Origin of the sequence: Flavobacterium agri, from assembly GCF_013401995.1 — a bacterium.
GTDB classification, from domain to species: Bacteria; Bacteroidota; Bacteroidia; order Flavobacteriales; family Flavobacteriaceae; genus Flavobacterium; species Flavobacterium agri.
On sequence record NZ_JACBJI010000002.1, the window covers coordinates 547,090 to 558,956 of the forward strand.

An 11,867-nucleotide genomic window follows, 5' to 3' on the forward strand; every position below is an offset into this window, starting at 1 on the left:
GTAGTTTTCCTCGATCATGTAGATGCCGGCAGGTGTGATCTTAGTTATACAGAACAAATAATATTTGAGATGGCTATAATAGCTTTTTGCGATCGATGAACTATAACAATAAGGGCAAATTCAGAAGAGCATTTTTTTTTCGAAACGGTTTTCGTACACTTCAGTGGTTAGCCTGATTTTATTAGACTTTACAAGTTTTAACAATTTATAATTCTGTGATTTATAGCTACTTAAGTTTGATAAAAATAGCCTTCCACGTGCTGTTGTTTGTTAAAAACTACGACTGATTGTGGAAAAGTTTGACTTTTTTAAACCGCGTCAAGCCTGTAAATTAGCAACAAATCAAATTACAATTCGCATGGAAGTAAAAAGCAAAAGCTGACGTAGAGCGAATCACTCTCAAATCGGCAGATTATGATGGAAACACATTCCTCATTAACAGAAGTGGCCAACATCATCACTGAGTTGACCACAATCATTACTACGGTATCTCCTTTCCTCAGCAGCCTGAGAAACTATTTAAGGAAGAGGGGACAGAATCTAAGATGTCGATGTCCACATTGCGGGAAAGACAGCTAGAAGTGAGCCCGACGAAAGTTGGGCTTATTTTTTTTACTCGGGTTAAAAACGCAAAAGATGAGCCGTCAGCAGAAGGCGTTTGAAAGGAAGAAATAATATTTGTCTTATGCTCCAACATTCGAAAAACAGCTACGTCTTGTAAACCTAATGTTTGGCACGCCAAATATGGCAGTCCAAACTTGTCTTGTTGAACGATACAAACATCACACAATATGTTTGTAAAGTAATTGCAACAAATATATACCTCCTTGCTAAATCTTTTCGAGCTCGTAATAAAATTTTGTTCACCATCAAAATTCCAAACTGTTGATAAGTCAGTTGGCAAGAAAGGTTTTTTTGTTGATTAGCAATTGGTTACAAAGTTACGAAGTTAGTATTAATGTGGATAAAGCTATTGGCAAAATTTTATTACAGTGTGGGAGATGATAAAAAGGAGGCCTATTTGACTGCAGCAGTAGCATTTGTCCTTCGTCCGTTGTTTTCTGATCCAACATTTAAGCGCAACCGCAGAAAATTATAATTGAATATCTACAAAATATCTGTACTAAATGAGCGTTATATTATTGTGAATATGGATTGGTAGTCGTGTATGCAAGCGTATTCACATATTAACTCACCCAAAAACCGATTTAATCATAATTATAAAGTAAACCAATTAAATCTTTATATTATGAAAATGATTAAATTTCTGCTAACAACAGGTCTTGTTGTTGCTATTTTTGCCTGCTCTTCCGAGTCAGAGGACGTTAGTGTTAAAAATCAAATTCCTATCCAAGAAAACCCCGGCGGAGCGACAGCTAAACTGAATGCTACCGACTTGAGCAATGCGACCACTGCTTGGAATAACATGATTGCTTCTACAGCTTATCAAAACTATCAATCAGCCATGTTAAGCTTTACCGCTAAAATGAACAAAAACACTCCTATTTGGACTGGAAAAACTGATGCGATGACTTGGATTAATACAAACCTTTCCTTAACATTATTCCCATCGGTCGCGGCATTTGAAATTGCCTATGATGATTGTCAAACACGTTGGAGTTCAATTATATCGAACAATTCAACGCTTTTCAGTACATATTTTCCTAACGCAGATGCGAGTGACAGACACACCATTATGGCGGCATCGATTACAAGACTACCAGCCCAATCATCAACATGTTTAGATGGCTGTTTGAATGCTTGGACAGTAGAGGTTGAAGGTTGGGAAAATCTTTGGTGCGATTGGTGTGGTGGAGGAAACCAAACGGCTTGCTGGTTGGGTGAGGTATATTACAATGCACACGTAAGCATGGCCACATATACGTTTAATGATTGTGCAGATAATTGCTAATTTATGAAATATAGCCTCATTTTATTATTGTTTGTTTTCTCCCAAATTCATGCCCAGATTGGGAACGAAAATTTAAGCCAAGGTCTTACTGAACAGGAACTTACAAAAGCCAAAGAAGACTATAAGCAAATGATGAAAACCGAAACTTGGGTAAACAACCACAAACTGACGAAGGATTTTGCCAATAAAACCAATGCGGTGTTATTGAAAAGTCCTACTCCACCGAAGGACAGGGAATCTCTTATTCAATTGCTTGAGCAAAATTTGGGACAGACGCAATTTAAATCCATAAGCGAGGCAAAAGATTACATTGCCAAAATGGATGAAAGCGAAGCTAAAATGAAGGCAGAGAACAAAGAACTCTTTGAGATGATGTCTCGGGCAACGCAAACACAACGGCGTGAAATAGCGAAACCCTTTTTTGAATTATCAATGAAGGAACGTGGACTACGTTAAATATTCAAATTGAAAGAGCCAGCGTCAACTGGCTCTTTGCACTTAATTCGTTCTTAGGCTAGTCTTGGAATTTCCATGCGTAATTCCTTCTTCCTGCGCAAGTCTTACTATCGAGAAATGACTTAGGGGATCGAGAGCTTTATCAGTGAAGTCATCCGGTGCTGCGCTTTGGAAAAAGATAGGCTCCGGAAGAACGTCTTTTTTAGGAGGGAACAGTTTTCTTCGGATTGGGATTTGTTATTTCCAATCGAACTTCAACAACCGGAACGCTTTGTCCTTATAGTTCTCCTCGATCATGTAGATGCCGGCAGGCGTGATCTTGCAGTTGTAGTTGAGGTCTTCGGATGCGGGTGATTTGAGGAACGCCTCGACTTCCGGGTTGAGGAAAGAGGCGAATAGGGTGTTGATGTCCATGTGCTTTTTCGAGTAGGCTTTTACGTAATATCCGGTTGCGAACGTGCCGCCTTTGAAGTTTTCGTAGCGGTTTCCTTCGATGTCGAATGTCGGGCTGGCTTCCTTGAGCAATTTGCCATCGTTGCCGTCTACGCTGAAGAACAACGCGTATTTTTCCATGATGTTCGAAATCCTGAATGCGATGCGCGAACCGGTCTTCACGAAACGCGCCTCGACAGCAAGCGGACGTTGCGTCGCGTTGAATCCTTTTTGGGTGATCGGTTTTTCGAATGTCCAGACCAGATCGCCTTTGGTGTCGTATTTGTTGATGTAGAAACCGTGGTATTTCACTTTGTTCAGGTCGCCTTTTTCTTTTGAAAAGAGACCGTAGATGTAATAAAACCCATCTTCGAAATACACGTTACCCGTCGCGTTCTCATCCATGGCCGATGCGCCGACAATGCCGTAATCGACGGTTTTGTAACCTCCGAAACCGCTGTTCGAAAGTGCGAAGTATTTCCCTTTAAGCTTTACCGGAATACTGATTTTGGTCACGACGTTGCCTTCATAATCGAACCCTGCAATGTTGTATTGGTTTTCGTTGCGTTCCTTGTTGAGTTCTTTGCTGACCATGTAGAATTGGCTGTCGTTGAAGCCTGCATCTTCCCAAGCCTGCGAATTCGAGCCGCTTACTTTTGTCGGGGTTCCTCCGATTTTTGTGTCGAAATCAGGGAATTCGAGCTTGATAGGTTTTTTGGAAAGATCGGCCAATGTCGTCCTGTAAAAATACGGGCCTTCATTACCTTTTTTCTTTTTGCCCAGATGCAGGTCGTATTTGTTCGTGAATATCCTGAAAACGGTCTCGAATCCCGAAATCTCCTCGAATCGGTTGTATTTGCGCGAGGCGCCGTTCGAATCGAAGAGCAGGTCGTCGACATTGCAGATCAAATATTCCCCGTCGCGTGTCCCAAACATGTTATAGGCCACGGGAGCCGCGTTCATGCCGCGCCCGAAAAACGAACCGAGGCCTTTGTATTGGGAGGCGAAGTTTTTGGCGAATTTCTGGTTGAGGTTTTCGTCGAAAAATTGCAGATTGGTTTGCTTGTCTTTCGCATTGTTGCTGGCGACATAGGCTTTTCCGGATTCCGAGAAGTAATAGTCCGTGAAAACGTTCTTCGACGGAAGTTCTACATTGACGGCTTTGTCCTGGGCGTTCGCTAAAAAGGCGGTCAGCAGTAGCGACAGTGTGGTGATTTTGAGATGCATTTTTGTTTGGTTTTAACGTGGCGCAAATAAAGACCATTTTTTGTTACTATTTCGATTTCGTGAGGGTTTGGGGAGTGTTGGTTAGTATGTGTGGGGTTTGGGTGAGGAAATAGGTCGATTCACTTTGCAAGTGGGCAGGAGTTATGAATCGGAATACTGTCGCCTGCCGGCGGGGCTTTCTTTTGCCTCGCAGCAAAAGAAACAAAAATGCGTGGCGCAAAATCGCTCGGCGACCTGACAGCCGCCAGATTCGGAAATGAGATAAACTCGCTGCGCTCAAACAGTATCTCATTTGCTTCGCCCGTTCGCTACGCTCGGGTCTTCGAATCGTAGCGGTGTCAGGTGCCCGCCTACGAGTCCATGGCGCTGAAATAGGAAAAGTTTATATTTTTAGCTACGCTGAATCTTCGGGCCCGGAAGGTTTCGTAAATATTCGAGCATAGGCTTGGGCCTCGATTTCCGCCGCTGCGCTTTGGGAAAAGTCGGTCCGCTTGGGGGAGTCGGGTTTGTGGTGGTTTGGTTTCACGCGGGGAGTTCGGGTTTGGTTGCGGCGAGGGCGTTTTGTGACAAGAAATTTTCGTTTGGGAAAAAGGAAGTCGGCATTTGGTAATTGCGATGAAATTGTCTTTTGTTTCTTGGAAGTAGAGTGTAAGGGAAAGTTTATACATTTATCAAGCCGTTATATGCTATCAAATAACCATGACGATGAAAAAACTCATTCTTTTAATTACAATTATATTTTGCGCAAGCTGCAAAAAAGAAAAGTTACAGGAAAAGGATGAAGTAAAAACACCTCCAAAAAGAATCGAACATCATCCAAAGAAAATCGGTGATTATATGTCTGACGACAAAGATTTTCCTTGGATCGCTAAACAAAGTGATACCGCTAGTTATCTTACGAGGATCATTTTTCAGAAAGAATTTTTAGTTTATCAATTTCATGGTCAATGCTATTATTGGTTTTTTACAAATCACTATCGTACAGGCGCAGATAAAATTGAGCTTCTTTGGACATACAAAAATGATTGCTTACTTGATACCAAATTCTTGAACACTTCATACGGCTTACATCATCCAAAAAACGGTGATAGTTTTTGCGAGTATAATTTAATCAATGATAGTGTAATTAAAGTAAAATATAAGTTCCCAGAATGGGTGATGAAAGTGAACGAAACTGAAAGAGATTCTATATTCCCTAGCTACTTGTATTTAGAAAAACATGACAGCATATAACCGCCGCTAACCGCCATGGCAGCGAGATGACTAACGGGAAGAGCTTTGTCCAAAAGCCACAAAACCAAGGTTTTTCCAACAGAAAAAGTTAGAAAAAATCATTGGTTTCGTTACTTTTAGACTCGGCGGAGAAATCTGTCTCCGCGAGGCCGCAACGATCGCGAATAGGCCTCACGTTAGCGGGGATTCTTAACTACGAAACGACAACGAACTATGTTTGGACTATTTCGAAACTCTAAGAGAGAATTTATCTTCGAGAAATTAAGCCCTTCAATTAGAATCGAAAAAATTTTAAGTGAATTCGTTTTTCCTGAACTTGTGGATTTAGGATTCAAATTCAACAAAAAAGATTTGACATTCTCTCGAACACACTATGAGTTTGAAAATTCTATCATTTTTCAAAAAAGTAAATGGAATAATGGAAGTGACATTTGCGCAATAAAACCTTCAATTGCGATTCAATCAAAAGCATTAGCTGATTTTTACAGGAAAAACAAAACTACTAATACTAAACTTATAGGGTTAGCCGGAGGAAATGCCGAAGATATACCAAACTGGAATCAGGAGTGTTTTGATGATGGATATTATGATTTTACGCAATATGACAATTTACAAATCGTCAAAAATTTAAATCACAATTTATCTGGGCCCGTAAATGATTACTTCGACCAATACAAAACTTACTCAGATATAGTAACGCACAAAATCCAAAAAAAGACAGAATACTATTTAGCTCCGCGTTTATATGATTTGTGCGCAATAAACAATGATGCGCTTTTTGGGAAAAAAGTTATAGGATGGTATGATGAATTTAAAAATCGAACTGACAAGGGAATTCCGGAAGAATTAGACAAAGAGATGATGAAGCGAAAACTATAGAACCACAGCTGACCGTGGCTAATTTCGATCGCGGCAAGCTGACAAAGTTTACGAACTGTTCTTTAACTTCGCACTTTTCGGCAGAGATTACTCTCTCCGAAAAACGCCACTTCGGTTAGCGGCCTCACGTTATACGCCATTTTATGAAAGCCAGGAATAACATCGAAACTATTACGGGAATTAAAGAATTTGATCTTGACGCCGATATAATTCCTGAAGTTGGAGCAGGCGGGATTAGTTTTAAAAACACGCTTAAAGATTTCGAGTCTGTTATCACCGCTAATCTCTTTGAAAATCATAATACCAAAATCAAACATGAGGTTGACAGTAAATATATTTTCATTACTCTGAGTTCACAGAAAAAAGAGTTTAAAACAGAAATCGATTTACTGACCGGAAAAATTGTTTCGATGAGTTGCAGCAAAGGTTATTCAGGGAAAATTTTCAAAGAATTTGGTGTTGGCGATAAAATGAGCGATTTCATAAAAGCCAATCCGAATATAGGATTTGATTTAGATCATGATGCTTATGTAAACCATCCATTTGATGGACTTATGATTTATCCGCCAATTCAATTGCGCGACAAAATAATAAATGCGGTTGTCCAAGGAAAAGCTGTTCCGGATTTCATAATCGATTCATACGAGATCATAGATATGGAATTTGCCAGAAAAAATTTTGAAGGCACATTATTCTATTAAATAAACGTCATAGCCACCGCTGATTTCGATTGCGGCAAGTCGGCCAAGGGACGAACTGTTCCTTAACTTCGTGCTTTTCGGCGGAGAGTACTCTTTCCGGTTGGTCGCAACCGGAATCAGCCGCCTAACGTTGGCCGCAAGTTCAAATATCGGTACCAAAAATTACATCTAAAGGCCTAAGTGAATTATTTCTGGAATTCTCTTCACTCCTGTAGTTCCAACCCTATTCTTCGATTCGTAAAACAATGACAAAAATTGCAATCATTACCGTTTTTTGGTAACTTGCTTTAAATTTTGGAAACATGGGAAAGAACACTTCAATATCGTTGGGTAACCATTTCGAGAGCTTTATCGAAAACAGCATCAATAACGGAAGGTTTAATAATGCAAGCGAGGTTGTACGCGCGGGATTGCGACTCCTTGAAGATGAGGAAAACAAAATCATTTCCTTGAGAAAAGCCATCCAGGAAGGTATCGACAGCGGCATTGCGACCGATTTCGAGCCTAAGAAATTCCTTGAATCCTTAAAGGCCGGAAAAAAATAAATGGCAAAATATTATTTTACCAACAAAGCCACAGAGGACTTGATTGACATTTGGGATTATTCGGTTCATGAATGGTCAGAAAACCAAGCCGAGAAATATTATAACCTGATCATGGCTTCTTGCCAGGACTTGGCGAACAATCCGCAATTGGGCAGAACTTACGGAATACTGGCCCTCAATGTCTTGGGATATAAATGTGGACAACATATAATCTTCTACAGGGAAATTTCAAAAAATGAAATCGAAATAGAAAGAGTGCTGCATGGAATGATGGATTTGAAAAATAAACTTTAGCAAACCTTGCATAACCGCGGCGAAAGATCGTAGTTCGGAATGATCTAAACCAACTTTTCTATAACTTCGGACATGCAACGAAGAATACGTCTTCTGCAGCAGCAATCTCTTTCCGCATCACAGTATAGCTATAAAATCAGGATATATGAAACCATTATTGTCATTACTCGTCCTCCTTATTTCTTTCGCCGCCACTACCCAAACCACCGAAATCAACTCAACGGAGTACGGCTTTTCGTTAAGCGTGCCTTCATGGATGACGCTGGCCACGGCCGACAATCCGTGGGAAGTGGATTTTCCGCCGTTGAAAAACACGACGGACAAAATTTCGATAAAGGGTTTCCATAAGAAAGAATTCCAAAAACTTCAGTCGATAAGCGCCCAATTGAAAAAGGGAAACAAGTTCGAAGGGAAAACAATAGTGTCGATCGAAAAACTGGAGGGTTATTTGCCGTTCGGTGAAACGTATAAAGTGGTTTCCAAGGTAAAAGACGAAAGGTTTTTGGATTTGCTGACGTTCGTGGATACCTCGACCGGACATTTGTTGATTGATTTTGCTTCAAGTAATGAAGCATATGAGTTGAATGTCGTGAAGTTCAGGTCGGTAATTTCAGATCTGAAAATTAACTAGCCGGCTTATGACCATGAGCTATGATGGAGCTTTTTAATTCCAATATCCGTTGTCTTATAATTATTTTCCAGCCCTAAAATCGCTCCGACATCCAAGGTTTATGTTTTAGCTTCGGCAATCGCGAACTGACGTCACGTATAATCTTTATAAAACTCTATTTCAATTCATGATATTAACCACTAAAATTAATCGGCAAGACTATATTAAATGGCATTTTAGACAATCGTATGAAGGGTTTTGGATACGTTTGATGACTTTTTTGGGTGTTGTTTGGGCCACTGTTTCCATTTTGTATTATGCCAGTTTGATAAATCTTGACGAACCGCCATTAGTTCAAATTGGCTTGGCGATATCAATGTTGATCATAGTCCCAACACTGACATATCTATCGGCAAAACAGAATTTTCAATCAAACAAAAAAATCCAGGAAACAATCTCTTATGAATTTGACGAACACCTAATTAAAATTGTTGGAGAAACTTTTAAATCAGAATTTGAAACGGATACGATTTATAAAACCAAAGAAATCAAACATTGGATTATGATTTATCAAAGCAATAAAATTGTAAATCTTATCCCCAAGAAAAATATTTCCAAAAACGAAATGAGTGAATTGAAACAAATATTGAAATTAAAATAAAACCGCGTAGAACTGCCTTCGCATCACATGACCGGAATATATAATTTAGAGTGAGCTTTTTTCTTAAATTCGTTCCAAGTTAAGAGAGTACTTTCTTCGTCAGCCACGAATGCGGTCAGCGGGCTAACGTTATCGGACGTGAGATTAAAAATCGTGTTCATCAACGAATGAGAAAACATGTGCAAAACGTATAACACAATCGGATCGTTAACCACCATTCGATCACGGCTCGCGGACAACAATATACATGAATTCAAATCGCTGTTCGATTTGCTGGAATTCATGAGCAAGTATGAATCTGCAAAACAGCAAATTATTTCAAATCATACGAAACTCATTGAAAAAGAGAAAGCCGATTTGGAAATACAAATTGCAGATATGGAAGATTCTTATTCAAAAACCAGGAATGACGTCCAAAACCAAAAAGAAACCCGGATATCCGCACTCAACAAACAAATAAACGACCTTCCCGAGACCAATTCCAAAATCATCCCTACCGTAATCGACTATTACAGGAATTTTATCATTTGGATGAAAATTTGGTCGACGCAACTTTCGTTTCACTCCAAATTAAAATCATTAGACCGCCTTGGTTTGGATATAGCCTCCCAAGAGAAGAGCCGCCTTAATTTTTTGAATCTCAATTTTGACTATGCGGTTGGTGAAAGTTGCTCGACGGAATTGAATGCCTTGTTGCGAAGAAAAAACGTAATCGAAGAGTTGGAGAATTTCATTTACGGGGCTTTCGGTGAATATAAAGTCGTAAAGAATTTAGAGACGTTGTCCGATGAATTTATTCTGGTAAATGACTTCACTTGTCGATTCCAGCCTGCGATTTATAATCGAAAGGAGAACGACTACATTAAATCCGTCCAAGTCGACCACATCCTGATATCACGCGCGGGCGTGTTTATTATCGAAACAAAAAACTGGAGCGAAAAGTCGATTTCAAATCTAAACTTTCACTCTCCTGTAAGACAAATTAAACGAGCCAATTACGCCCTTTTCAAAATGATATCGGACGGAATATCCAACTCGACCGTTCGATTGAACAAGCATCATTGGGGAGACAGAAAAATCCCGGTTCGAAACCTTATAGTCTTGATAAATAAGCGTCCGACAGAAGAGTTCCAATTTGTAAAAATTTTGACTTTACCCGAATTGACATCGTATGTAGAATATTTCCCTCCGATATTTTCAATTGAAGAGACACGATCAATCGCCGATTATTTCATCAAGAGATCAAATACCATAAATCCGGCCAATCAAATCAGCGTACACGATAGTCCTTACCGACAATAACCGCTGCTTGATCCGCCCCAAGATGATTTGTAAGAGCGTTTCTTTGGCTTTGTCGATTCATGACGGAACTGACCCGGCAATCATATAAAAGCCACAGGTCCGCAATCGACTTCATGATTTTGCGTGTCTGCCTTCGTCAGCGAACAAAAATGTTCTGCGAAAAATCGCGCCTCTGACGAATCGGGCTCACAATGATCTTTTATAAACGGCGTGATCGTCGCAGCCGCGTTTACAAACAAAGGGATGATATTAAAGCAAAGTTTCGATTCCGGTAATTTATATAGCTCCGCATATTCCCGGAACTTTGAGGTGCTCAGGTAGTCCGATATAATCGATCGGGTCATGTCCTTTATCTGCGTGTCCTTTTTGGGTAAATCGAAAAGATGTTTCAAATCACCCCACGATACGTGAAGGTCAAACGTATTTGCCCCATCTTCAGGACACGGAAAATCTATAAGGATATAGCTCTCCATAGTTCCTATTTCGGAAGCTTCCTGAAGATAGTGCGAGTATAGCGTCCTGATCCGGTTTGCGTGATTATGGTGACGCGCGTTACGCAAAACCAACATCAATGCCAAAGGGGCAGACTCGTACCAGTTAATCGGAGCCGGCGCCATCTGCTTTTGGATCGCATCATAAAGATTGTGAAATGAATTTAACACACCCGAAAGGCCTGTTTCAATATTGCCGATGGCTTCAGCGCGGTCGACTTTGAGTAATCCGAAACGGTTGGCTCGGATGTGGGCTTCCATCAGGACCCTGAAATTCTGGCACAATTCTTCAAAAGAGTGCTTTATAAATTTACTTGTTGCCATGCGAAGGGTTTATTTGGCAAATTACGATTATTAGAGGGGATCAGTTATCAAATGAAAACCATAGACCTCACTTTGTCCGCATAGAACAGCCACGTGATGTTTATGCTCGACTTTGTAGCAATTTTTTTCACCGCTTACAAATTGCTACAAACGTAGTCTCAAAAAATACCAACCCCGAATTTTGACACAACTTCCAAAACGCTTCTTTTTCCCAAACCGACCACACATTAGTACGATACCACCACAACGCCTTTCCCAAATTCCTTATATTTACGCAAACCAAACACTTTCACCATGGAAACACCTTCTAAAACCCACATCGGACGTAAAATTTCGCGCATTCGTGAGTTGCGCGGCATGAAGCAGGAAGCATTGGCGCAGGCTTTGGGGATTTCGCAGCAGAGTGTTAGTGTTTTGGAGAATAGTGAGGAAATCGACGATAATCGTTTGGCGGGTATTGCTGAAGCGTTAGGTGTGAGTGTTGAGGCGTTGAGGAATTTTAGTGAAGAGAATGTGATAAATTATTTTAATACTTTTCAGAACGACAGCAAAGGAACTTTCAATAACCATTGTACTTTCAATCCTCTTGATAAGTTGATGGAAGTGTTTGCTGAAAAGGAGAAGCTTTATGAGAGGTTGTTGGAAGCGGAGAAAGCTAAGGTTGAATATTTAGAAAGACTTTTGAATAAGTGATAAAAGCCGCGTTTCGCGGCTTTTCTTTTATGGTTTCGCCTGCCGCGGGCCTTCTTTTGCCTCGCAGCAAAAGAAGCAAAAATGCGTGGCGCCAAATCGCTCGGCGA

The 11,867-nt window shown here is 40.3% G+C and carries 13 protein-coding genes; 11 read left to right on the forward strand and 2 right to left on the reverse strand.

Translation table 11 applies throughout. From position 1 onward, the window contains the following. Positions 1–1,249: 1,249 nt before the first annotated feature. Complete coding sequence (locus HZF10_RS06415; protein WP_176005372.1) at positions 1,250–1,912, forward strand: hypothetical protein; 663 nt, start codon at positions 1,250–1,252, stop codon at positions 1,910–1,912. A 3-nt stretch (positions 1,913–1,915) separates the two neighbouring features. Next, the gene (locus HZF10_RS06420) at positions 1,916–2,368 is read left to right on the forward strand and encodes a hypothetical protein (RefSeq protein ID WP_176005373.1); all 453 of its coding nucleotides are present in this window, start codon (positions 1,916–1,918) and stop codon (positions 2,366–2,368) included. Between the two features lie 237 nt (positions 2,369–2,605). On the opposite strand, the gene HZF10_RS06425 is transcribed toward HZF10_RS06420, so the two are convergent. Continuing rightward, a complete protein-coding gene (locus HZF10_RS06425; protein WP_176005374.1) occupies positions 2,606–4,027 on the reverse strand; it encodes a hypothetical protein in 1,422 nt (473 codons plus the stop codon). A 705-nt stretch (positions 4,028–4,732) separates the two neighbouring features. On the opposite strand from HZF10_RS06425, the gene HZF10_RS06430 reads away from it, so the two are divergent. The 8 genes from HZF10_RS06430 (at position 4,733) to HZF10_RS06465 (ending at position 10,252) form a co-directional block, all read left to right on the forward strand. Continuing rightward, positions 4,733–5,260 carry a hypothetical protein gene (locus HZF10_RS06430; RefSeq protein WP_176005375.1) on the forward strand — a complete coding sequence of 176 codons (528 nt, stop codon included), beginning with the start codon at positions 4,733–4,735 and terminating at the stop codon, positions 5,258–5,260. A gap of 213 nt (positions 5,261–5,473) precedes the next feature. Next, positions 5,474–6,139 (forward strand): hypothetical protein, encoded by a 666-nt coding sequence (locus tag HZF10_RS06435; RefSeq protein ID WP_176005376.1) that lies wholly within the window; start codon positions 5,474–5,476, stop codon positions 6,137–6,139. Between the two features lie 143 nt (positions 6,140–6,282). Further along, on the forward strand, positions 6,283–6,840 hold the full coding sequence (locus HZF10_RS06440; RefSeq protein ID WP_176005377.1) for a hypothetical protein: 558 nt from the start codon (positions 6,283–6,285) through the stop codon (positions 6,838–6,840). Positions 6,841–7,142: 302 nt separating this feature from the next. Then, on the forward strand, positions 7,143–7,385 hold the full coding sequence (locus HZF10_RS06445) for a type II toxin-antitoxin system ParD family antitoxin (RefSeq protein WP_176005378.1): 243 nt from the start codon (positions 7,143–7,145) through the stop codon (positions 7,383–7,385). Continuing rightward, positions 7,386–7,679 (forward strand): type II toxin-antitoxin system RelE/ParE family toxin, encoded by a 294-nt coding sequence (locus HZF10_RS06450; RefSeq protein ID WP_176005379.1) that lies wholly within the window; start codon positions 7,386–7,388, stop codon positions 7,677–7,679. A 145-nt stretch (positions 7,680–7,824) separates the two neighbouring features. Continuing rightward, a complete protein-coding gene (locus HZF10_RS06455; protein ID WP_176005380.1) occupies positions 7,825–8,310 on the forward strand; it encodes a hypothetical protein in 486 nt (161 codons plus the stop codon). Between the two features lie 166 nt (positions 8,311–8,476). After that, entirely contained in the window at positions 8,477–8,950 is a 474-nt protein-coding gene (locus HZF10_RS06460; protein WP_176005381.1) for a YcxB family protein, read from the forward strand. A 282-nt stretch (positions 8,951–9,232) separates the two neighbouring features. Next, a complete protein-coding gene (locus tag HZF10_RS06465) occupies positions 9,233–10,252 on the forward strand; it encodes a nuclease-related domain-containing protein (RefSeq protein WP_176005382.1) in 1,020 nt (339 codons plus the stop codon). Positions 10,253–10,332: 80 nt separating this feature from the next. On the opposite strand, the gene HZF10_RS06470 is transcribed toward HZF10_RS06465, so the two are convergent. Further along, positions 10,333–11,067, reverse strand: coding sequence for a hypothetical protein (locus HZF10_RS06470; RefSeq protein WP_218833179.1), 735 nt, complete (start codon positions 11,065–11,067; stop codon positions 10,333–10,335). Between the two features lie 294 nt (positions 11,068–11,361). Here HZF10_RS06470 and HZF10_RS06475 point away from each other — a divergent pair, with 294 nt between their 5' ends. Further along, a complete protein-coding gene (locus HZF10_RS06475; protein WP_176005384.1) occupies positions 11,362–11,760 on the forward strand; it encodes a helix-turn-helix domain-containing protein in 399 nt (132 codons plus the stop codon). Positions 11,761–11,867: the final 107 nt, after the last annotated feature.

Excerpts from the sequence above, each read along its gene's own strand:
- HZF10_RS06450 (WP_176005379.1), top strand. The coding sequence starts at position 7,386 with ATGGCAAAATATTATTTTACCAACAAAGCCACAGAGGACTTGATTGAC.
- HZF10_RS06475 (WP_176005384.1), top strand. The coding sequence starts at position 11,362 with ATGGAAACACCTTCTAAAACCCACATCGGACGTAAAATTTCGCGCATT.
- HZF10_RS06420 (WP_176005373.1), top strand. The coding sequence starts at position 1,916 with ATGAAATATAGCCTCATTTTATTATTGTTTGTTTTCTCCCAAATTCAT.
- HZF10_RS06440 (WP_176005377.1), top strand. The coding sequence starts at position 6,283 with ATGAAAGCCAGGAATAACATCGAAACTATTACGGGAATTAAAGAATTT.
- HZF10_RS06445 (WP_176005378.1), top strand. The coding sequence starts at position 7,143 with ATGGGAAAGAACACTTCAATATCGTTGGGTAACCATTTCGAGAGCTTT.
- HZF10_RS06470 (WP_218833179.1), bottom strand. The coding sequence starts at position 11,067 with ATGGCAACAAGTAAATTTATAAAGCACTCTTTTGAAGAATTGTGCCAG.
- HZF10_RS06425 (WP_176005374.1), bottom strand. The coding sequence starts at position 4,027 with ATGCATCTCAAAATCACCACACTGTCGCTACTGCTGACCGCCTTTTTA.
- HZF10_RS06465 (WP_176005382.1), top strand. The coding sequence starts at position 9,233 with ATGAGCAAGTATGAATCTGCAAAACAGCAAATTATTTCAAATCATACG.
- HZF10_RS06415 (WP_176005372.1), top strand. The coding sequence starts at position 1,250 with ATGAAAATGATTAAATTTCTGCTAACAACAGGTCTTGTTGTTGCTATT.
- HZF10_RS06430 (WP_176005375.1), top strand. The coding sequence starts at position 4,733 with ATGAAAAAACTCATTCTTTTAATTACAATTATATTTTGCGCAAGCTGC.
- HZF10_RS06455 (WP_176005380.1), top strand. The coding sequence starts at position 7,825 with ATGAAACCATTATTGTCATTACTCGTCCTCCTTATTTCTTTCGCCGCC.
- HZF10_RS06435 (WP_176005376.1), top strand. The coding sequence starts at position 5,474 with ATGTTTGGACTATTTCGAAACTCTAAGAGAGAATTTATCTTCGAGAAA.
- HZF10_RS06460 (WP_176005381.1), top strand. The coding sequence starts at position 8,477 with ATGATATTAACCACTAAAATTAATCGGCAAGACTATATTAAATGGCAT.